Annotated in this window: 20 protein-coding genes; 11 read left to right on the top strand and 9 right to left on the bottom strand. The window is 68.4% G+C overall.

What is annotated here, in order from left to right; translation table 11 throughout:
- Positions 1 to 49: 49 nt before the first annotated feature.
- On the bottom strand, positions 50 to 634 hold the full coding sequence (locus E0W80_RS08665; protein ID WP_131492132.1) for a hypothetical protein: 585 nt from the start codon (positions 632 to 634) through the stop codon (positions 50 to 52).
- 65 nt (positions 635 to 699) lie between these two features.
- On the opposite strand from E0W80_RS08665, the gene E0W80_RS08660 reads away from it, so the two are divergent.
- From E0W80_RS08660 to E0W80_RS08650, 3 genes are all read left to right on the top strand, one after another.
- A complete protein-coding gene (locus E0W80_RS08660; RefSeq protein WP_131492131.1) occupies positions 700 to 2,013 on the top strand; it encodes a site-2 protease family protein in 1,314 nt (437 codons plus the stop codon).
- 69 nt (positions 2,014 to 2,082) lie between these two features.
- Complete coding sequence (locus E0W80_RS08655; protein WP_131492130.1) at positions 2,083 to 2,451, top strand: YciI family protein; 369 nt, start codon at positions 2,083 to 2,085, stop codon at positions 2,449 to 2,451.
- Positions 2,448 to 3,674, top strand: coding sequence for a DUF6596 domain-containing protein (locus E0W80_RS08650; RefSeq protein ID WP_131492129.1), 1,227 nt, complete (start codon positions 2,448 to 2,450; stop codon positions 3,672 to 3,674). The genes E0W80_RS08655 and E0W80_RS08650 overlap by 4 nt, the downstream gene beginning before the upstream one ends.
- Positions 3,675 to 3,691: 17 nt before the next feature.
- Here the strand turns inward: E0W80_RS08650 and E0W80_RS08645 are convergent, their stop codons facing one another.
- Both E0W80_RS08645 and E0W80_RS08640 read right to left on the bottom strand, forming a co-directional pair.
- Positions 3,692 to 5,575: a chorismate-binding protein gene (locus E0W80_RS08645; protein ID WP_131492128.1), complete on the bottom strand. Its 1,884-nt coding sequence runs from the start codon at positions 5,573 to 5,575 to the stop codon at positions 3,692 to 3,694.
- A 171-nt stretch (positions 5,576 to 5,746) separates the two neighbouring features.
- Positions 5,747 to 6,373, bottom strand: coding sequence for a pyroglutamyl-peptidase I (locus E0W80_RS08640; protein WP_131492127.1), 627 nt, complete (start codon positions 6,371 to 6,373; stop codon positions 5,747 to 5,749).
- Between the two features lie 81 nt (positions 6,374 to 6,454).
- Here E0W80_RS08640 and ispG point away from each other — a divergent pair, with 81 nt between their 5' ends.
- Both ispG and E0W80_RS08630 read left to right on the top strand, forming a co-directional pair.
- Entirely contained in the window at positions 6,455 to 7,585 is a 1,131-nt protein-coding gene (gene ispG / locus E0W80_RS08635) for a flavodoxin-dependent (E)-4-hydroxy-3-methylbut-2-enyl-diphosphate synthase (RefSeq protein ID WP_047522577.1), read from the top strand.
- A 188-nt stretch (positions 7,586 to 7,773) separates the two neighbouring features.
- Positions 7,774 to 8,640, top strand: a complete 867-nt coding sequence (locus tag E0W80_RS08630; protein ID WP_131492126.1) for a hypothetical protein — start codon at positions 7,774 to 7,776, stop codon at positions 8,638 to 8,640.
- Between the two features lie 2 nt (positions 8,641 to 8,642).
- On the opposite strand, the gene E0W80_RS08625 is transcribed toward E0W80_RS08630, so the two are convergent.
- The 4 genes from E0W80_RS08625 to E0W80_RS08610 all read right to left on the bottom strand — a co-directional run bounded on the left by E0W80_RS08625 (position 8,643) and on the right by E0W80_RS08610 (position 12,131).
- Positions 8,643 to 9,335: a hypothetical protein gene (locus E0W80_RS08625; RefSeq protein ID WP_131492125.1), complete on the bottom strand. Its 693-nt coding sequence runs from the start codon at positions 9,333 to 9,335 to the stop codon at positions 8,643 to 8,645.
- A gap of 56 nt (positions 9,336 to 9,391) precedes the next feature.
- Positions 9,392 to 9,742: a GntR family transcriptional regulator gene (locus E0W80_RS08620; protein WP_047522581.1), complete on the bottom strand. Its 351-nt coding sequence runs from the start codon at positions 9,740 to 9,742 to the stop codon at positions 9,392 to 9,394.
- Positions 9,739 to 10,644: a hypothetical protein gene (locus tag E0W80_RS08615; protein ID WP_131492124.1), complete on the bottom strand. Its 906-nt coding sequence runs from the start codon at positions 10,642 to 10,644 to the stop codon at positions 9,739 to 9,741. The genes E0W80_RS08620 and E0W80_RS08615 overlap by 4 nt, the downstream gene beginning before the upstream one ends.
- A 71-nt stretch (positions 10,645 to 10,715) precedes the next feature.
- A complete protein-coding gene (locus E0W80_RS08610; protein WP_131492123.1) occupies positions 10,716 to 12,131 on the bottom strand; it encodes an RNB domain-containing ribonuclease in 1,416 nt (471 codons plus the stop codon).
- An 85-nt stretch (positions 12,132 to 12,216) separates the two neighbouring features.
- Here E0W80_RS08610 and E0W80_RS08605 point away from each other — a divergent pair, with 85 nt between their 5' ends.
- On the top strand, positions 12,217 to 12,987 hold the full coding sequence (locus E0W80_RS08605; RefSeq protein ID WP_131492122.1) for an isocitrate lyase/phosphoenolpyruvate mutase family protein: 771 nt from the start codon (positions 12,217 to 12,219) through the stop codon (positions 12,985 to 12,987).
- A 37-nt stretch (positions 12,988 to 13,024) separates the two neighbouring features.
- Positions 13,025 to 14,785, top strand: coding sequence for a proline--tRNA ligase (locus tag E0W80_RS08600; RefSeq protein WP_131492121.1), 1,761 nt, complete (start codon positions 13,025 to 13,027; stop codon positions 14,783 to 14,785).
- A 16-nt stretch (positions 14,786 to 14,801) separates the two neighbouring features.
- Here the strand turns inward: E0W80_RS08600 and E0W80_RS08595 are convergent, their stop codons facing one another.
- Positions 14,802 to 15,305, bottom strand: coding sequence for a pyridoxamine 5'-phosphate oxidase family protein (locus E0W80_RS08595; protein WP_131492120.1), 504 nt, complete (start codon positions 15,303 to 15,305; stop codon positions 14,802 to 14,804).
- Between the two features lie 142 nt (positions 15,306 to 15,447).
- Here E0W80_RS08595 and E0W80_RS08590 point away from each other — a divergent pair, with 142 nt between their 5' ends.
- Positions 15,448 to 16,488: a TIGR00730 family Rossman fold protein gene (locus E0W80_RS08590; protein WP_131492119.1), complete on the top strand. Its 1,041-nt coding sequence runs from the start codon at positions 15,448 to 15,450 to the stop codon at positions 16,486 to 16,488.
- On the opposite strand, the gene E0W80_RS08585 is transcribed toward E0W80_RS08590, so the two are convergent.
- Positions 16,457 to 17,812: an NAD(P)/FAD-dependent oxidoreductase gene (locus tag E0W80_RS08585; protein ID WP_131492118.1), complete on the bottom strand. Its 1,356-nt coding sequence runs from the start codon at positions 17,810 to 17,812 to the stop codon at positions 16,457 to 16,459. The two genes, E0W80_RS08590 and E0W80_RS08585, sit on opposite strands and share 32 nt — an antisense overlap.
- 130 nt (positions 17,813 to 17,942) lie before the next feature.
- Between E0W80_RS08585 and nusA the strand changes: the two genes are divergently transcribed.
- The 3 genes from nusA to E0W80_RS08570 all read left to right on the top strand — a co-directional run.
- On the top strand, positions 17,943 to 18,926 hold the full coding sequence (gene nusA, locus E0W80_RS08580) for a transcription termination factor NusA (RefSeq protein WP_047522603.1): 984 nt from the start codon (positions 17,943 to 17,945) through the stop codon (positions 18,924 to 18,926).
- Positions 18,927 to 18,988: 62 nt separating this feature from the next.
- Positions 18,989 to 19,243, top strand: coding sequence for a YlxR family protein (locus E0W80_RS08575; RefSeq protein WP_081996981.1), 255 nt, complete (start codon positions 18,989 to 18,991; stop codon positions 19,241 to 19,243).
- 94 nt (positions 19,244 to 19,337) lie between these two features.
- The coding region (locus tag E0W80_RS08570) for a translation initiation factor IF-2 N-terminal domain-containing protein (RefSeq protein WP_205802324.1) at positions 19,338 to 19,639 on the top strand (302 nt) is incomplete at its 3' end.

Genomic DNA, 19,639 nt, shown 5'->3' with positions numbered 1-19,639 from the left:
AGGCCGCTCGGGAACGAGCAGCGGACTCCGTGCAACCGATCGGTGCGGATCAGTCGCGGATGAGCGCGGGTGGACCCCGTCGCGTCACGGCGGCCGCGAAAGCGACTTCGAGGACAGGAAGATCGAGGGAACGCAGTCCGGACGGCCTGCGGTGGTCGGTCGGGGTGGTCGTGACGGAACGCCGGAGAAGGGCCTCGACCCAACGGGCCACCGCTCGCACGACCGCTTCGCCGTGCCAGATCAGGAGCATGGTGAGGACGGCGGCGACGACGTGGGCGACGAGCATGGGGGCACCGGCGGCCGATGCGGACGGCGTGGAGGCGAGCAGCGCGAGATCGAGGTGGTGCACGTGGCCGAGCCCGCCGGGGGACGATGACGCGACCGGGGAGCCCAGCACCTGGAACAGCACGTGGAAGGCCGCCTGTGCGAGAAGAACGGTGACCGCGACCCGGCCACGCGAGGGGCGGGCACCGATGAGCAGTGCGGACAGCGGCGTGACGAGTGTGGCGACCGCGAGGATCAGCAGCGGATGAGGGGCGGAACCTCCGCCGAGCGTGTGGGAGACACCGGCGAGCAGCGTCGCGATGGAGGAGACGGCGGCGGCGCGCACGAGTCGCAGCTGCCGGGCATTCACGCTCACAGCCTAGCCGGGACGAGCGTGCCGGGCGGATTCCTAGCTCGGGGCAGTAGCGTTGGCACGTGGAATTCCTGCTCTATCTGGGCGGCATCCTCTTCATGCTGATCGGCCTCGGCCTGTCGATCGGCCTGCATGAGGTCGGCCATCTCGTCCCCGCGAAGCTCTTCGGCGTGCGCGTCGGCCAGTACATGATCGGCTTCGGGCCGCGTCTGTGGTCGAAGCGGATCGGAGAGACCGAGTACGGGTTCAAGGTGCTGCCGCTCGGTGGCTTCATCTCGATGTCCGGGATGTACCCGCCGTCGAAGAGCACCGGACCCGCATCCGGCGTGTTCCGGTCGTTGATCCAGGACGCGCGCTCCGCCAACGACGAGACCATCGCGGAAGGCGCAGAGGACCGAGTCTTCTACCGTCTGCCCGTGTGGAAGCGTGTCATCGTGATGTTCGGCGGCCCGCTGATGAACCTGATCCTGGCGACCGTCATCTTCACGGTGCTGGTGTCCGGTATCGGCGTCCAGCAAGGGACGACGACGATCGCTTCGGTCACCGAGTGCGTCGTCCCCGCAGGATCCACCCAGACCGAGTGCACCGCGGACGACCCGAAGTCGCCCGCTGCGGAAGCCGGGATCAAGCCGGGGGACGTGCTCGTCTCCGTTGACGGCCAGCCGGTGTCGGACTTCGCGGAGGCGACGGCGATCGTGCAGGCGGCGCCCGGTGAGACGCTCGACCTGGTGGTCCTGCGGGACGGCACCGAGCAGAGCCTGAGCATCACCCCGGTGGCCGCCGAGCGCACGATCACGGATGCCTCGGGCCAGCCCATCCTGGACGACGCCGGTGATCCCGTCGTCAAGGAGGTCGGCTATGTCGGCATGGGATCGCAGATGGGATACGTGCAGCAGCCGCTGAGTGCGGGACCGCAGATGGCGGCGGAGAACGTCGCCAGGGTCGGCTCGTTGCTCGTCACGCTCCCCGTGCGTCTCTGGGACATCGGCGTCTCCCTGGTGACCGGGGGTGAGCGGGATCCGAACGGACCCTTAAGTGTGGTCGGTGTCGGGCGCCTGGCGGGTGAGGTCGCGGCGACGGATGCCCCCGTCCTCAATCGCTTCGCGATCCTGCTCGGACTGCTCGGTTCGCTCAACGTCGCCCTGTTCGTGTTCAACCTCATCCCGTTGCTCCCGCTCGACGGAGGGCACATCGTGGTCGCCCTGTGGGATGGGATCAAGCGGGCCTGGGCGAAGCTCTTCCGGCGGCCCCCTCCTGCACCGGTCGATGCGACCAAGCTGGTGCCGCTGACTGTGGTGGTCGCGGTCCTGCTGATCGCGATGGGCGCACTGCTCCTGATCGCCGATCTCTTCAATCCGGTGAATCTTCTCGGTTGACGTGTCGAATTCGTCCTTGCTCGTTCGCTGTGGGGGTGAAACGGTTCTCAAGACGAAAGGACGAACCTCATGAAGTACGTCATCATGTTCACCTCGACTCCACAGCTCGACGCCGCCATCGCACCGGAGGTCGCACAGGACGTCTACGGACGCGTGTTCCAGTGGTTCCAGGACAACGCCGAGGTGATCGACGACAGCGGTGCCGAGTTGCAGCCGGTGGAAACCGCGACCACCGTCCGGCACGGTGCGCGGGGAGCGGTCGTCGTCGACGGGCCGTTCACCGAAGCCCGGGAGGCGGTCGGCGGATTCACGATCATCGACGTGCCTGACCTCGACGCGGCGATCGCTCTCGCGAAGAGCTGGCCGATGCTGGAGATGGAGGGCACGTCGGTGGAGGTCCGGCCCATCGTCACCGACTACAGCCAGTTCGAGCAGTGACCGCATCGGATGCCGCGTCGCCGTCGGGCGCGGCATCCGATCGTGCCCTCGAACGCGTGGTCCGCGCGGAGTCTGCTCGCATCGTCGCGGCGCTCACCGCCTCGCTGGGCAACCTCGATCTCGCGGAGGAGTCGGTGGCCGAGGCGGTGGCCGAGGCGCTCGTCTCCTGGAGGGAGGTCGGTGCGCCTCCGAATCCGGGCGGCTGGCTGACCGTCGCGGCTCGGCGCAATGCGCTCGACCGGCTGCGGCGCGACCAGCGATATCGCAAGAAGCTCGAGCTCCTCGCCGGCGCACCCGCCCCCTCCGAGAGTGCGATCGATGAGCGCGTCTCGCTGCTGTTCGGCTGCTGCCACCCTGCCCTGACCGAGTCGGCACAGCTCGCCCTCACGCTCCGCGCCGTGTGCGGACTCACGACGGAGCAGATCGCTCGGGCGACGATGAGCACCCCGACCGCGGTCGGGCAGCGCATCGTCCGGGCGAAGCGCAAGATCGGCGCGGCCGGAATCCCGCTGCGTGTTCCGATCGGTGCGGAGCGCTCGCCCCGGCTCGACGTGGTTCTCACGGTGATCTCGGTCATGTACAACGAGGCACATCTCACCGCCGGTGGCGGTGCGGAGGCGAATCGCGACCTCGCGGAGGATGCGCTCTGGCTCGCCGATGTGGTCGCTCACGCACTTCCGAGTGAGCCTGAGGCGCTCGGGCTGGTGGCCCTGCTGAAGTTTCATCGCAGCCGGGAGCCTGCGCGATCGGTCGCCGGGCGCATCGTGCTCCTCGCTGACCAGGACCGCTCACGATGGGATGTCGGTCTACAGGCGGAAGCGCATCGGGCGCTCGCGGCAGCGGCGGCGCTTCGGCGACCGGGGAGGTGGCAGCTCCAGGCAGCGATCGCAGCGTGCCATTCCGACGCCCGCGTGTTTTCGGAGACCGACTGGGAGCAGATCATCGTCCTCTACGACATGCTGCTCGCCTACGACCCGTCGCCGGTCGTCCGTCTGAACCGTGCCGTCGCGCTCGGGGAGACCGGCCGACGAGAGGCTGCGCTGGCCGAGGTCGAGGCGCTGGAAGATGAGATGGTCCGCTTCCACCTCTGGCATGCGGTGCGCGCCGAACTGCTGCGCGGGCTCGGCCGAGAAGAGGAGGCGATCCGCGCGCTTCATACGGCGCACGGCCTGACGACCAACGAAGCGGAACGGCGGCTGCTCCGCTCGCGAGAACTCTGCTGAGCCGACTGGGCGTCCGCTCAGCTGAGGGCGTGGGAGACGAGGCGTTCGAGGGTGTGGATGCCGTCGCGCGACAGGATCGATTCGAGATGTCCCTGCACCGAGGCGAAGTGCGCGCCGCGCAGGGCGTAGACGTCGCCCGACGCGTCGTCTGCGGACACCTCGGCCGATGCGACGGTCGTCGTCCCCGGTGTCACTCGCGCCGTGAACGTGTTGTAGAAGCCGATCGATGCGTCCTCTCCGAACACCGGGACCGCCTTCTGCAGGCCTTGGTGCGGCGCAGCGAGCGGTGTCAACGCGATGCCCAGCCGGTCGGCGAGGATCTGATGGCTGAGGCAGACCGCGAGCAGCGGAGCTTCGGCCTCGAGGCGGCGTCCCACGATCTCGCGCATCCGCGAGATGCGAGTGCTCGTGGCGTCCCGCGGGTCGCCGGGGCCGGGGCCGGCGACGACGAGATCCGTGGTGTCGATGTCGGCGTCCGTCACCTCGTCCCAGGGCGCGATCGTCACGGCGAGCCCGAGGTGTCGCAATTGGTGGGCGAGCATCGTCGTGAAGCGATCCTCGGCGTCCACGACGACAGCCGTGTGCCCCGCGAACGGTCCGGTGAAGTCCTCGCCCTGCGGGTTGAGCCAGAATTCGGCCAGGCGTGCGTTGCGCGAAGACAGCAGTGCGGCGATCGCCGGGTCGTCGGCGAGGGCGCGTTCCCCACCCGGCGCATCGGCATCGCTCCGGGCCTCCGCCACACGATCGCGATCGATCGCACCGATCGCGCCGAGCACGCCGGCCGCCTTGCCGTGCGTCTCCGACACCTCGCCCAGAGGATCGGAGTGGCGGACCAGTGTCGCACCGACGGGAACGCGCAGCGTGCCGTCCTGGAGGTACACGGTGCGGATGAGGATGGGGGCATCCAGGTCATGTCCGCCGTCCGCGTTCGGGGTGAACAGTGCGGCCACGCCGGAGTAGTAGCCTCGCGGCTGGCACTCATGACGCCGGATCACAGCGCAGGCGTTCTGCATGGGTGATCCGGTGACGGTCGGTGCGAACATCGTCTCCCGCAGGATGTCGCGCGGGTCGAGGGCACTGCGTCCGCGAAGCATGTACTCGGTGTGCGTGAGCCGCGACATCTCCTTGAGGTGCGGGCCGGTGATGCGCCCGCCGTCGGAGCAGACCGCGCTCATCATCTTGAGCTCCTCGTCCACGACCATGAACAACTCCTCGGTCTCCTTGGTGGAGGCGAGGAAATCGATCAGTGTGTCCTTGGTCGCGCCCCCTGCGGGGTGGCGGAAGGTTCCGGAGATCGGGTTCATCGTGACGACGCCCTCACGCGCGACGACGTGTGCTTCCGGGCTCGCGCCGACGGCGATGTGCCCCGGCGTGAAGACCGCGAACGTCCAGTACGCGCCGCGCTCGTGCGTGAGCAGGGCGCGGAACCAGGTGAGCGCCGCGGTGCGGTCGTCGACATCGATGTTCGCGGTGAAGTCGCGGCGGATCACGAAGTTCGCGCCTTCGCCGCGCCCGATCTCGTCTGCGATGACCTTCTCCACGATGGCCGCATACTCGTCGTCCGCGATGTCGAAGCCGTCGTCGCGGAGAGGCACCGGGGTGTTCGGGAGCTGCTCGAGGAGAGCGGGAGTCGGAAGGTGGAGGTGCTCGTTGACGATCACGCACCGCAGCGGTGCGCCGTCGTCCTGTGCGACGAAACCACGCTCACGCACCTGGCGGTAGGGGACCAGGGCGAAGATCTCGCGCGGGGTGCCGTCGAGCATGAGCGGGATGTCGGCGAGCAGGTCGACATCGACCACGTCGCCGCTGAGCAGCTCGACGGTGTCGGCACCGTCGCGGGCGATCAGCACGAAGGATGCCGTCGGGTCGGCGCTGAGCTCGGCGAGTCGTGAGAGGGTCATCGATGTCTCCTGTGCAGTGCTCCGGCTCGGCGCAACGAAAAGACCGCCCCGGAGGCGGTCTGGATTCGTGGGAACGCGAACACACCGCCTAGAAGGCGGGCCACCAGGTGAAGTTCGCGAGCATGGGCCTGAAACTACCACATCGCCCGTGCCCGTCTGAGCGGCAGGGCCTCACCAGAGACTGCCGCCGGGCCGGGTCACCTCGGCATCGAGGGCGTGATCGACGACGAGGCGCACGGCGCGTGCGAGATCCTTGTCGGCGAGGTGCGCTGCGCCGGCCGGTGCGGTGCTGGTGGACCAGGGCAGATGCACGAATCCGGCTCGCGCGTCCGCCCGAACAGCGCCGAGGGCTGTGTAGAGCACGTGATTGCAGACGTAGGTCCCCGCCGACAGCGAGAGGTGCGCAGGCAGCCCCTCCTCGGTCAGCACCTGGAACAGACGCTTGGTCGGGAGGCTGGCGAAGCGAGCGGCGGGGCCGCCGATCTCGCTCGGAGCATCGAACGGCTGCGCGCCGTCGTTGTCGGGGATCCGTGCGTCGATCAGGTTCACGCCGATGCGCTCGACGGCGATCCGCTGGCTGCCTCCGGCGAGCCCGGTGGCGATCACGGCATCGGGGGAGTGCATCGCGATCAGGTCGCGAAGGCGGAGCGCCGAGGCATCGAAGGCGACGGGCAGCGTCGCGATGACGAGATCGTGCGGGCCGTCGTAGTCTGCCGCCACCGCGCGGACGGCGTCCGCCGAGGGGTTGCGTGCGGCGCCGTCGAAGGGCTCGAAGCCGGTGAGGAGGATGACCGCCATGCGACCAGCGTAGGTGCGTCCGTCCAGCCCTCTCGCATCCGGGCGGCGTAGGCTGGTGGGGTGCCAGCAGTGAACCTCGGAATGCCGAAGATCCCCGAAGTCCTCGCCCCGCGCCGGAAGTCTCGGCAGATCAAAGTGGGCAAGGTGCTCGTGGGCGGCGACGCTCCCGTCAGTGTGCAGTCGATGACGACCACGAAGACCACCGACATCAACGGGACCCTTCAGCAGATCGCCGAGCTCACGGCGTCCGGTTGCGAGATCGTGCGCGTCGCCGTGCCGCATCAGGACGATGCCGATGCGCTCAAGATCATCGCGATGAAGAGCCAGATCCCCGTGATCGCCGACATCCACTTCCAGCCGCGCTACATCTACACGGCCATCGATGCGGGGTGCGGGGCCGTCCGCGTCAATCCCGGCAACATCCGGGAGTTCGACGGCAACGTCGGCAAGATCGCCGAGGCAGCCAAGGCCGCCGGCGTCTCGCTGCGCATCGGCGTCAATGCCGGATCGTTGGACCGTCGCATCCTCACCAAGTACGGCAAGGCGACGGCCGAGGCTCTGGTCGAGAGCGCCGTCTGGGAGGCGTCGCTGTTCGAGGAGCACGACTTCCACGACTTCAAGATCTCCGTCAAGCACAACGATCCCATCGTCATGGTCAAGGCCTACCGTCAGCTCGCCGAGCGCGGCGACTGGCCCTTGCACCTCGGGGTGACCGAGGCGGGGCCGGCGTTCCAGGGCACGATCAAGAGCGCCACGGCATTCGGCATCCTGCTCGGCGAGGGGATCGGCGACACCATCCGCGTCTCCCTCTCGGCGCCGCCGGCGGAAGAGGTGAAGGTCGGGCACCAGATCCTGCAGTCGCTCAACCTCCGTGAACGCAAGCTCGAGATCGTCTCGTGCCCGTCGTGCGGACGCGCTCAGGTCGACGTCTACACACTCGCCGAGAACGTCACCGAGGGGCTCAAGGACATGACGGTGCCGTTGCGCGTCGCCGTCATGGGCTGTGTCGTCAACGGTCCGGGCGAGGCCCGTGAGGCCGACCTCGGCGTGGCATCGGGCAACGGCAAGGGGCAGATCTTCGTCAAGGGCGAGGTCATCAAGACCGTGCCGGAGGCGGAGATCGTCGCGACCCTGATCGAAGAGGCCACCCGGATCGCCGCCGAGATGGGCCCGGAAGCGCCCCTCGGCACCGCGCAGGTCGTCACCGCCTGAGTCCTGAGGAGCACGAACATGTCCGAAGCCGCTCTTCCCGCCCCCGTTCAGGCGATGGTCGATGCGATCGGGATCTTCGTGATCGAGGGCGACAAGCTGGCCGGCTTCACCATCCCGCCGTCGCACTGACCCCGCCGCCACAGGCCGCCGACCGCACTCCGGCAGCACCGTCGAATCCGAGGAGATCCATGTCGACGCCCACCATCGTGACCTTCGCCGAAGGCGCTGTAGACGGTGACGGCGTCGTCACCCGCATCGAGCAGGGCTCGCACGGAACGGTGGTCGTGGTCGACGCGACTCCTTTCCACCCCGTCGACCACACCTGGCCGGATCAGCCGGGCGACAGCGGAACGATCACGTCGGGCGGGCAGGTTCTCCCGGTCGCGGAGGCCGTGATGGCCGCTGCCTCCGCGGAGGGCGCCTTCGCCGTGGGCAGCGACATCCCCGTCAAGCGTGGCGCGGAGGGGTGGACGTGGCTGGTCGGGCACCGCATCGATGCCGAGGTGCCCGACGGGCTGGCGGAGGGCACCCGCGTCCGCCTTTCCGTCGACGAGACGCGCAGAGCCGGATTCAGTCGTGGTCACACGGCCTGCCACCTGGCCTCCCTCGCGCTCGACCTCGCCGTCTCCGACCTGTGGCGGAAGGACCCGGGAGTGGATGCGCTCGGGAATCCCGACTTCGAAGGCCGCGCGAACCAGTCCAGCCGTATCCACGAGAACGGCGCCGTCGACGAGTACCGTCTCGGCAAGAGCTTGCGCAGAGCTGGATTCGACACCGAGACCTTCGCCGCGACGCTCGCCGATCGTGAGGAGCAGATCAACAGCCGGCTCGCCGCGTGGGTGGCGTCGGGCGCAGCCAGCTTCATCCGGACGGAGGGGCCCACGATCGTCGACCGCCGGCGGTGGCACTGCGACCTGCCGGAGGGCCACGCGGCGATCCTCTGCGGCGGCACCCATGTCGACAGTCTCACGGAGTTCTCCGCGATTGTGGTCGAGCTCGATCTGAGCGACCCGCAGCTCCTGGTGATGACCACGACCGCGACCCCGGCGGTCTGACCTCAGCGGACGAATCCCGCCTGAACGCGACCACCCGCTCGCCGCAGTTCGGTCTCGACCTGTGCGGCGAAGCGCGCGATGTCTCCTGCGAGCAGCGGGTCGCCCAGGAGGTCGGCCCGTTCGGGGCTCAGGGAACGCAGTCGACGGGGAAGCCATTTTCCCGTCGCGACCCAGTGGCCCTCGGACAGGAGCATCAATTCTGCGATGCGCTCGAACAGCAGGTTCGCCACGACCCGTTGTTCCAGGGGATCCTCCGCGTCGTGGAGGTCATCGAGGAGGTCGGTGATCACGTAACGACGGAAGGCGGACTCTTCAGCGGTGAGTGTCGGCCCCGCGGCCAGGAGTCTGCTCCAGTGCGCACGGAACTCATCCAGCGACCCGTCATCCCGGATCGGCATTCCTTCCACGAGCATGTGGACGATGACGGGGCGGTGGTTGTCGAGCCCGCGATCCGCCCACTCGGCGAAGCCGTCCGGAGTGTAGGCGAACACCTCGAAGATCTCTCCTTCGAACTCGTGGGTGGCCGCCTCGCTCGACTGCGTCGGGTCATCGAAGAGCGGATCGCCGATGAGCAGGAGGTCGGTGTCGCTGGTTGCCGTGCGCTCCTCACGGGCTGTGCTCCCGGCGACGATCGCGATCCGCGCGCGGGGGTAGGTTCCGGCGATGAACCGCTCGGCGCGTTCGGCATGATCCATGCCGTCAGAGTATCCCCGATGTCGTTCGTGCCCGGTGGCCTCGCCTCGGCGAGCGGTCACCAGATCGCGCGGAGGACCCGCTGCGTGTCTGCGAGCGTGAGGCCCTCCGCCCGGGCGACGGCGGCGAGCGCGTGGGCGGCGTCGGCGATGCCGCCCGCGACGGGGCTGGCCGTATCGCTCACCCGCGTGCCGGAGCCGATGCGCGAGGTCGCGAGCCCGTCTTCCTCGAGCAGGCGATACGCCTTCGCCACGGTTCCGGGGGCGATCGACAGGTCCGAGGCGAGTTGACGCACGGACGGAAGGCGGTCACCGGCCAGGAGCCGACCGGTCGTGATCAACCCCCGGATCTGATCGTGGACCTGTTCTGCAGGCGACTCTCCGGTATCACGGCGGATCGTGATGATCATGACGTGCGCACCCGACTCGGTGTCCGCGCGCCCATCGGTACACCGCTGAGGGCGGTGAGCAGCCAGAGCGCGATTCCCGCCGTGGTCGAGAGGGCCCACGCCACGAACAGTGCGGGCTCCATCGCGGCGAACGGGGTGCCGAGGGAGACCATGCCGAGGGGACCCGCCTGCACAGACAGCATTATCGACGCGGTGCCGCGGAGCGAATTGAATACGACGGCGAGGTGCAGCAAGACGGCCCCGCACGCGATCCGCGCGATGTTGGCGGCCCGTAGGCGCCGGTTCGCGGTGTCCCGCTCGATGTCGTGGCTCCACGCCGGACGCGGGATCAGGAGCCAGCCGATCGCGGTGGTGAGGAGGAGTAGGCCGAGCAGTGCCAGTGCCGGCAGCGAGTAGTGCCAGCCGTAGATCCCGGTGGAGGCCGACGTGGTTCCCGACGTTCCCAGGTTGATCGAGAACTGCGTGTACTGCCCCCGCTCATCCGTCTCCGACGCGGCCCCGGCGGCAAGAGCGAGAATGACGGCGACGGCGGCGAGGACCCCGAGGAGGATGGGCTGTCTCGGGCGGAGGAACGTCCGGACCGTACGCGGGACGAGCTGTGCCGAGGCGTCCATCTGCGTCGACCGTGAGGGGAGGCAGAGCAGGATCACGCCGACGATACCCAGTATCAGCGGAAGTGCCGTCCGGCTCCCGAGGTCCCACCAGAGCTGCGGGCCGAAGCCGAGATCTCCGGCGAGGGGAGCGAGGAACACGATCACCGGCACTCCGCCCGCGATCGCGGTGAACACCGCGTCTCTGGTCGGGAGCCGTGGGGTTCCGCGCAGGAGAGTCAGCCGGAGGGCGAGCGCGATCACTGCGCCGAGCACGCTGGGCCCCCAGATGAGAAGCAGGAACAGGATCATCGTCGCCTCTGTTGGTGTGTCATCACGCTGATACATTATGTACCAGGCTGATGACACACTTCAAGGCTCGTTCAGACGGCGAACTCGACCTCGGCCGCGGCGATGTCCGCGTTGACGACCTGCAGGCGCACGAGGTCTCCCGGCTTCACGCCGGCGGGAACGGGTGCTGTCGCCGTCACCGCGGGGTCGGCGATCTGCACGCTCGCGCGCTCACCGCGCAACTCGATGACCGTCGCCTCGATCTTCGTGCCGATCAACGGAACGAGCAGCGCGGCTTCCACGGTGTTGATCGTCGTCGAGTTCAGCTGCGACGCGCGCTGACCGGACTCCTGCATGCGAGCAGGGAGCTCGGGAAGCGACGCGCGGGCCCACTCCGGTACCGGAGCGCCACTCGATGCCGCAAGGCAGATGACGAGGGTCCAGCGGTCGACGAGTCGGCGCAGGGGAGCGGTCGCGTGCGCGTAGGGAGCGCCGATCGCGGCCTGCACCGTGTCCGTCGGGGGCGCTCCGTCGAAGACGACATACCCTGCGCCACGAAAAAGCGATGCTGCGGCTTCGAGCACCGGGAGAGTGACGGGGTCGGCGCGATCCAGCCGGCGCAGGTACTCCCCGTAGGTTCCTGACGTCCACGGTTGCCCGAGGGCTACCGTCTGGTGCTGGAACGTGGTGAAGGCCGCGTCGTCGGGTTCCGGCATGGTGCGGAGGACACCGATCCCGGCGTCGAGCATGAGTGACGCCGCCGCCATCCCCGTCATGAGGGACAGTTGAGCGTTCCACTCCTCGACGGGGAGAGGACTGCGGCGTTCGATCGAATACGCGCCGTCCGCGCCCTGGACGACCTCTTCATCGGGGAGGTTGAGACTCGCCCCGCCCCGTGACCGTTCCTGTTCGAGGCGCCGCGCTCCGATCTCCGGCAGCAGAGCCGCGGGTCCGTCGTCGCCGCGGTCCAACGCCTGCTGCGTGGTCACGTACTCGAGCTGGGCGCGAGAGCGGATGAGTGCGCGTTCGAGGCGGAAGTCCTGCACCGAGGCCGCCTCGTCGAGGTCGAAGGTCCAGACCAGCGCAGGGCGGTCGACGTTTGCGAGCAGCGAGGCGCGATCCTCGCTCAGTGCTCGAGGATGTAGCGGGATCGACCCGTCCGCCGCGTACAGCGTCTGTCCGCGGCGTCGAGCCTCGGTGTCCACCGCTCCGCCCGGCACGACGAATCCCGGAACGTCGGCGATCGCGTAGCGCACCGTGTAGCCGGTGCCCGCACGAGCCAGGTGGAACGCCTGGTCGAGGTCGCGGGAACCCGCCGGATCCAGCGTCGCGAACGGCACGTCCCGGAGGTCGAGCTCCGGGGCGGTCGCGGTGCTGGTCTCTGCTTCGGCGAGCGCCTCGGGTGGGAATTCGAGCGGCGCCTCCGAAGACTCCCGCAGCGCGGCCAGGGCGGCCGCGAGCTCGCTCCGAGTGGCGGAGGAGGACACATGCGATCGGCGCTGCGGCATGGCTCCACACTATGCGGGCTCCCTCATCGATGCCGGATCCGCTGGAGCCGCCCCGACCGTCCGCGGGTCGCGTTACCGTGGTTACATGACCACTGCAGCCAAGGCCCAGACTCTTGTCGGACTCTATGACGCTCCGGAGATCCTCCGCGTCGTGAATGTGTGGGACGTCGTCTCCGCGAAGGCCGTCGCCGCGCTCCCGGAGACGAAGGCGCTCGCCACCGCGGGGCACGGCATCGCCGCCTCGTTCGGCTACGAGGACGGAGCCACGCCGCGAGAGCTGATGATCGACATGGTCGGGCGGATCGCCGCCGCTGTGCAGGTTCCCGTCACCGCCGACCTCGATGACGGCTACGGGGACGCGGGGGAGACCGCGCGTCTCGCCATCGCTGCCGGTGTCGTCGGTGCGAACGTCGAGGATCGGCTCAAGCCGCTCGACGAGTCCGTCGCCGCCGTCGAGGCGATCGTCAAGGCGGCAGAGGGCGAAGGAGTGCCCTTCGCCCTCAATGCGCGCACCGACGCCTTCGTCCGTGCCGGTGGGCGGTCCGTGAAGGAGAGCGTCGCCGATGCCATCCAGCGCGGTCGTGCCTACCTCGACGCCGGTGCGACGGCGGTCTTCGTCCCCGGCATTCTCGACATGAACGTCACCCGTCAGCTCGTCGAGGGCATCGGCGAGCGCAAGGTCAGCGTCATCGGTCTTCCGGGAGCGCTCGCCGCCTCGGAGTACGAGAAGCTCGGCGTGGCTCGCATCTCCTACGGTCCTCTTCCGCAGCGGGTCGCTCTCACCGCCCTGCAGGAACTCGCGGCCGACCTGTACGCCGGTGGGGTCGTCCCCGCGAACCTCCCCGCGCTCAACTGACGCGAGACGAGTGACCACGGCTCACTAGACTTGCTCCGTGGTCACTCGTCTTTCGAATTTCTTCCTCCGCACGCTCCGCGAAGACCCTGCAGGCGCAGAGGTCGCCAGCCACCGGCTGCTGATCCGGGCCGGGTACATCCGGCCGCAGGCCGCCGGGATCTTCGCGTGGCTGCCACTCGGTCTGCGCGTCAAGGCGAAGATCGAGTCCGTGGTGCGCGAGGAGATGGCCGCGGCCGGTGCGCAGGAAGTCCACTTCCCCGCACTGATGCCGCGTGAGGCGTATGAGGCGACCGGTCGCTGGGAGGAGTACGGCGATCTGCTCTTCCGACTCCAGGATCGCAAGGGGGGCGACTATCTCCTCGCCCCGACGCACGAGGAGGCGTTCACGCTGCTCGTGAAGGACCTGTACTCGTCGTACAAGGACCTCCCGCTCACGATCTACCAGATCCAGGACAAGTACCGTGACGAGGCGCGTCCGCGGGCCGGCCTGCTCCGTGGCCGCGAGTTCACGATGAAGGACGCCTACTCGTTCGATTCCTCCGACGAGGGTCTGGACGTCAGCTACCAGGCGCAGCGCGATGCCTACGAGCGGATCTTCCAGCGTCTCGGTCTCGAGTACGCCATCGTCCAGGCGGATGCCGGCGCGATGGGGGGATCCCGCAGCGAGGAGTTCCTGCACCCGACGCCGGTCGGAGAGGACACGTTCGTGCGCAGCGCGGGCGGATACGCCGCCAACGTCGAGGCGTTCACGACCGCGGTGCCCGAAGCGATCGAATTCGACCCGGACGCAGAGCCGGTCATCTTCGACTCACCCGACACCCCGACCATCGAGACGCTGGTGGCGCACAGCAACCGCGAGCTCGACGGCGACTACACGGCGGCGGACACCCTCAAGAACGTGGTTCTGGCTCTCACGCATCTCGACGGGACCCGTGAGCTGGTCGTCGTGGGCATCCCCGGCGACCGCGACGTCGACGAGAAGCGTGCGGAGGTGGCGTTCGCTCCCGCTGAGGTCGAGACCGCCACGGCCGACGACTTCGAGAAGAACCCGCTGCTCGTGCGGGGCTACATCGGCCCGTGGTCACCCACCGGCGCCGTGTTGGGCGAGGAGTCCGCGACCGGCATCCGCTACCTCGTCGACCCGCGTGTGAGCGAGGGGACGACCTGGATCACCGGGGCGAACATCGACCAGAAGCACGCCCACTCCGTCGTGGCCGGACGAGACTTCGCCGCCGACGGCATCGTCGAGATCGCGAACGTGCGTGCCGGAGACCCGGCTCCCGACGGATCCGGCCCCGTCGAGCTCGCGCGCGGCATGGAGATCGGTCATGTGTTCCAGCTCGGCCGCAAGTACGCCGAGGCGCTGGGCCTGAAGGTGCTGAACGAGAACGGCAAGCTCGTCACCGTCACGATGGGCTCCTACGGAATCGGTGTGACCCGCATCCTGGCGATCATCGCCGAGCTCAACAACGACGACAAGGGGCTCATCTGGCCGGCCTCGATCGCACCGTTCGACGTGCAGGTCGTCGCAGCCGGTCGTGACCAGGTCGCGTTCGACGTCGCTGAGGGCCTCTCCGCTCAGCTCGAGACCGCTGGGTTCGACGTGCTCTACGACGACCGTCCCAAGGTGTCGCCGGGAGTGAAGTTCGGCGACGCCGAGCTCGTCGGCGTGCCGAAGATCGTGATCGTCGGACGCGGCGCGGCCGAGGGGCAGGTCGAGCTGTGGGACCGGGCGACCGGTGCCCGCGACGCCATCTCGGTCGACGAGGTCGTCGAGCGTCTCACGGCCTCGCGGTGAGACCAGGGCCGCGTCGTCAGCAGACGATGCGGCCGTGGTTCATGATGTCGTCATCCGGTGTATCGCGGGTGACGAGGGACTTGAGTGCCCCCGCGGCGAGAGCGAGTTTGCCCTTGGCGGGCTCCCAGAACTCCGTCACCTTCGGCGTCACCTTGAGCAGCGCGATTCCCGGTGTGTCGAGTCCGTCGGCGAACCAGATCTCCAGTGACGCGGAGTAGAGCTCCTCCATCTTGGCGCGGTCGTGCACGATCTCAGCTGTCCCGGCGACGGACACATAGCGCATTCCCTTGGCATCGCAGTATGCGAGCCCGACGTCGTGGTTCTGTCGAGCCTCGTCCACCTTCTCGGTGTCCTCAGCCGTGAAGAACCAGATGTCCCCGGCATCGTCCATCTGCCGGGTCGACATCGGCCGGCTGACGAGGTTGCCCTCGTCATCCGTGGTGGTCAGCATCGTGATGTCGATGTCCTGCACGAGCTCGGCGACGCGGGCGAGGGCTTCGGGTCCTGTGATCTCCGTCATGGCATCAGCGTGCCCGCTGCCGGGATGGTGGTCACGGGCATTGACACCGCCGCGGTGTCGTGCTCAGGGGATGACCGACCGTGTCGGTCCGGTGCCCGGCGTTGCGGCCCCCACTCCTCGCGCCGCATGACACGCTGGGGGCATGAACGACGAACCTCTGCCGGAAGCGCTCAGTGCCGAGATCAACACCGTCCTCGACGACGCGGGCGTGCACGCCGATCGACGATTGGTGATGCGGATGCTGCGGACCGCGATCCTGCTGGGTGAGGACGGTGCCGACCGACTCGACCTGAAGATCGCCTCCGCGGCACTGGCGGAGATGCGCGACGCCTTCCGACTGTTCGCCCCGTTCCGCGGCGTGCCCAAGGTCACCGTCTTCGGTTCGGCGCGCACCAGGCAGGATGATCCGCTGTACCTGACCGCCCGCGATGTCGCCGCGGCACTGGCCGGTGATGGATGGATGGTCGTCACCGGCGCCGGTCCCGGGATCATGCAGGCGGCGTCCGAAGGGGCGGGGCCCGCGCTCTCGCTCGGTGTATCGATCCGACTGCCCTTCGAGGAGAAGCCGAACGGCTTCGTCGCCGGCCAGGATCACGTGGTCGCGATGAAGTACTTCTTCACGCGCAAGCTGATGCTCATCAAGGAGTCGCTGGGATTCATCTGCCTCCCCGGCGGTTTCGGCACCCTCGACGAGATGTTCGAGCTGCTCACCCTCCAGCAGACTGGCAAGGCGGAGCCCACGCCCATCGTGCTCCTCGATCAGCCGGGCGGGACTTTCTGGCAGGGGCTGCGCAGCTTCATCGACGACCACCTCGCTCCGACCGGCGTCATCTCGGAGGGGGACTTCGACCGTGTCGTGATCACCGACTCCGTGGAGGAGGCGCGCGCGGAGATCACCGGCTTCTGGCACAACTACGACTCGCTGCGGTGGGTCGGCGACGCGCTGATCCTGCGCCTGCGGGAAGAGCCGACGGATGCCGAGATCGAAGCACTCAACGAGCAGTTCGCCACGATGCTGGCTTCGGGGCGTATCGAGAAGACGAATCCACGGCAGCCCGAGGTCGCCGACGACGACCGACTCGAACTGCCGCGACTGGCGCTCCACTTGGATCAACGCCAGGTCGGAAACCTGTTCCGCTTGATCGGGGCGATCAACGCCCTTCCTTCTGCTCCCGCGCGGTGATACCGGCGGCGAACTCGCCGAGGTCGACGGTGCGGCCGAGGATCCGTTCCGCCGCTCGGTGGCCGGAGTAGAAGGCGGCGCCGACCGTCGCGGGTTCGTCGCCCCAGGTGGCCTCGCCCGCGAAATGCAGCACGTCATCCACCGGACCGGCCAGGGCATCGTGGTCGTGATGCGTCGATCCGACCGCGAGGTGCGAGTAGGAGCCGTTCGAGAACGCATCCGGCCCCCAGTGCGTGATCCAGTGGGCGCGAGGTTCGCCGACCGCGTCGCCGTACAGTCTGCGGAGGGCGCGCAGGACGTCAGCGACCACCTCCTCGTCCGGCAGCTCCTGCATGTGCCGCCCGAAGGGCCCGGCCGCGAAGGTCAGCAGCGTGGGCAGTCCGCTGACGGCGGAGACGTCGTACCAGGAGTGCCAGTGCTCCCCGGCCTCGCCCAGAGCACGGATGACGTAGCTCTCGTCGTTCCAGAAACGTGCGGGGAACTGCAGGAAGATCTTGTTGAAGACCCCCATGCCGAGCCGGTCGATCGGGCCTGCGACCGCGTCCGGCAACGCCGGTTCGAACTCGATCGTTCCCGCCTTCAGGACACCGAGTGGCACGGTCACGATCACGCGGTCAGCGGTGTACTCGGTGTCGCCTGCCTGCACGGCGACGCCGTCCGTCGAGCGGGTCACACGTGAGACCGGCGTCTCGGTGCGGACATCGAGCCCGGCACCGATGCGCCGGGGGAGTTCGTCGTACCCGCGCGGGAAGATCACCTCGTCGCCCTCGATGGCATCCTCGTCGAGGCCGTGCGCATCCAGGTCGCCGATCCAGGCGCCGCACTGCTCCTCCACCCGGTGGCGGAAGAACTCACGGATCTCATCGATGCGCTCGGGCGAGAACCCGGAACGATCGAGGGCCCGCTCGGTGACGTCGAGGTACGTGTCACCCGAGGAGGATGCCGCGATCTCCTCGACGAGCAGGCGATCGGCCTCATCGACATCCGCGATCCACCGGGCGGTGGCGGTGTCATCCATCGCCCGCCCTTCGCCGTCGAAGTTCTCGATCGGTCGCCCGCCGACCTGGAAGCTGCCCACCGTGTACTCGATGGTCGGGACACCGAGGGCCTGGACGAGGTCCCACAGGGGAGAGCCGTCGATCCCGTGGATCCATGACGCGCCGAGGTCGACGGGGAACCCCGCGCTCCGATCGGTGTGCATGCGTCCGCCGATGCGGTCCCGTGCTTCGAGGACGACGACGCGCTGGCCGGCGTCTGCGAGCATGCGGGCGCTCGTCAGCCCCGACATGCCTGCACCGATGACGATGGTGTCGAATGCGCTCACGTGGTCCTCCTCGGGCCGGTCCGCGGCCGCCTCCGCTGCCGCCGTGGCAGGGGCCGGTCGGCACAGGGTATCGTGGTACGGATGTCGCGCGTGCGAACAGGCGCGACGAGAGCTGAATAGAGAGGCCGTCATGGACATCGAACTGAGTCTTCTGCGAGGGATCGAGAAGGAGAAGGCGATCCCCTTCGACGAACTCGTCGCGATCATCGAGCAGGCGATCCTGACCGCATACTCCAAGCACGTGTCCGAGGATGGTGTGACCCCCGAGGGCGTCCGCGTCGACCTGGACCGCAAGACCGGGCACGTCGCCGTCCTCCAGGTCGTCCGGGATGAGGAGGGCGCCGTCATCGGCGAGGAAGACGCCACCCCCGACGACTTCGGACGCATCGCGGCCTTCGCGGCGAAGCAGGTCATCAGCCAGCGTCTGCGGGACATCGCCGACGACGTGGTGCTCGGTGACTTCAAGGACAAGGAAGGCGACATCGTCGCCGGCGTGGTGCAGCAGGGTCCGAACCCGCGCATGATCCACATCGATCTCGGCGCCGTCGAAGCCATCCTGCCCCCCGAGGAGCAGGTGCCGGGCGAGGAGTACACGCACGGGTCGCGCCTGCGTGTGTACGTGACGAGCGTCGCCAAGGGGCTCAAGGGCCCGCAGATCACGGTCTCGCGCACGCATCCGGGACTCGTGCGCAAGCTCTTCGCCCTTGAGGTTCCGGAGATCGCAGCCGGTCTCGTCGAGATCGTGGCTCTGGCCCGTGAAGCCGGACACCGCACCAAGATCGCGGTGAAGGCGAATGATCCGTCGATCAACGCCAAGGGTGCGTGCATCGGCGAACTCGGACGGCGCGTACGCGCGGTCACCGAGGAGCTCGCGGGGGAGAAGATCGACATCGTCGACTACGACGCCGACCTTCCGGTCTTCGTCGCCCATGCGCTCTCGCCGGCGAAGGTCACGAGCTCGTTCGTGCTCGACGCGGGAACCAAGGCCGTCCGTGCGCTGGTCCCCGACTATCAGCTGTCGCTCGCGATCGGCAAGGAGGGTCAGAACGCGCGTCTGGCCGCCAAGCTCACGGGTGCGAAGATCGACATCCAGCCGGACAGCATCCTCGACTGAACGGCTCCGGACTCCCGGCTCGCCCCGCGTACGGGCAGGGCGGGGCGAAACGCAGGTGTAAGATGGAACCCGTACGAACGTGCGTCGGTTGTCGCACGCGTGCTCCCCGCTCCGCCCTCCTCAGGGTGGTGTCCCAGAACGACACCCTCATCGTCGATGAGAGTGCTGTCCTGCCGGGGCGAGGCGCGTGGGTCCATCCGACACGCGAATGCATGGATGCCGCTCTGCGGCGCCGCGCATTCGGACGAGCACTGCGCGTGACCACTCAGCTGGACACGCGGAACTTCGAACAGCATCCACCAAGAAACAAAGGCTGAACAGCTATGGAAACAAAGTGAACGGCTCGAAATGAGACCCGTCCGCGACTAGTGGTCTGCCCTGTCTGGGTGGACCGACTCAGACAGGAGAATTGTGGCTGGTAAACCACGCGTACATGAGATCGCCGCCGAACTCGGCGTCGACAGCAAGGTCGCACTTGCAAAGCTCAAGGAACTCGGCGAGTTCGTGAAGAGCCCGTCTTCGACCATCGAACCGCCGGTGGCGCGCAAGCTGCGTGCGGCGATCGAGGCCGACGGTTCGCTCAAGGCTGCGGCTGACGCCGCTCCCGCCGCGAAGCCCGCTGCGGCGAAGCCCGGCGCCAAGCCCGGTGCCAAGCCGGCACCGACCCCGGGTCCCAAGCCCGGTCCCAAGCCTGCCCCCGCAGCAGAGGCTCC

This window comes from Microbacterium sp. PI-1 (assembly GCF_004337555.1).
Classification (GTDB): Bacteria; Actinomycetota; Actinomycetes; order Actinomycetales; family Microbacteriaceae; genus Microbacterium; species Microbacterium aurugineum.
The sequence above is the reverse complement of the archived record's forward strand: the minus strand, read 5'-3'. Positions and strand labels throughout refer to the sequence as shown.

Excerpts from the sequence above, each read along its gene's own strand:
- E0W80_RS08655 (WP_131492130.1), top strand. The coding sequence starts at position 2,083 with ATGAAGTACGTCATCATGTTCACCTCGACTCCACAGCTCGACGCCGCC.
- E0W80_RS08645 (WP_131492128.1), bottom strand. The coding sequence starts at position 5,575 with ATGACCCTCTCACGACTCGCCGAGCTCAGCGCCGACCCGACGGCATCC.
- E0W80_RS08640 (WP_131492127.1), bottom strand. The coding sequence starts at position 6,373 with ATGGCGGTCATCCTCCTCACCGGCTTCGAGCCCTTCGACGGCGCCGCA.
- ispG (WP_047522577.1), top strand. The coding sequence starts at position 6,455 with ATGCCGAAGATCCCCGAAGTCCTCGCCCCGCGCCGGAAGTCTCGGCAG.
- E0W80_RS08630 (WP_131492126.1), top strand. The coding sequence starts at position 7,774 with ATGTCGACGCCCACCATCGTGACCTTCGCCGAAGGCGCTGTAGACGGT.
- E0W80_RS08625 (WP_131492125.1), bottom strand. The coding sequence starts at position 9,335 with ATGGATCATGCCGAACGCGCCGAGCGGTTCATCGCCGGAACCTACCCC.
- E0W80_RS08620 (WP_047522581.1), bottom strand. The coding sequence starts at position 9,742 with ATGATCATCACGATCCGCCGTGATACCGGAGAGTCGCCTGCAGAACAG.
- E0W80_RS08615 (WP_131492124.1), bottom strand. The coding sequence starts at position 10,644 with ATGATCCTGTTCCTGCTTCTCATCTGGGGGCCCAGCGTGCTCGGCGCA.
- E0W80_RS08610 (WP_131492123.1), bottom strand. The coding sequence starts at position 12,131 with ATGCCGCAGCGCCGATCGCATGTGTCCTCCTCCGCCACTCGGAGCGAG.
- E0W80_RS08605 (WP_131492122.1), top strand. The coding sequence starts at position 12,217 with ATGACCACTGCAGCCAAGGCCCAGACTCTTGTCGGACTCTATGACGCT.
- E0W80_RS08595 (WP_131492120.1), bottom strand. The coding sequence starts at position 15,305 with ATGACGGAGATCACAGGACCCGAAGCCCTCGCCCGCGTCGCCGAGCTC.
- E0W80_RS08590 (WP_131492119.1), top strand. The coding sequence starts at position 15,448 with ATGAACGACGAACCTCTGCCGGAAGCGCTCAGTGCCGAGATCAACACC.
- nusA (WP_047522603.1), top strand. The coding sequence starts at position 17,943 with ATGGACATCGAACTGAGTCTTCTGCGAGGGATCGAGAAGGAGAAGGCG.
- E0W80_RS08575 (WP_081996981.1), top strand. The coding sequence starts at position 18,989 with ATGGAACCCGTACGAACGTGCGTCGGTTGTCGCACGCGTGCTCCCCGC.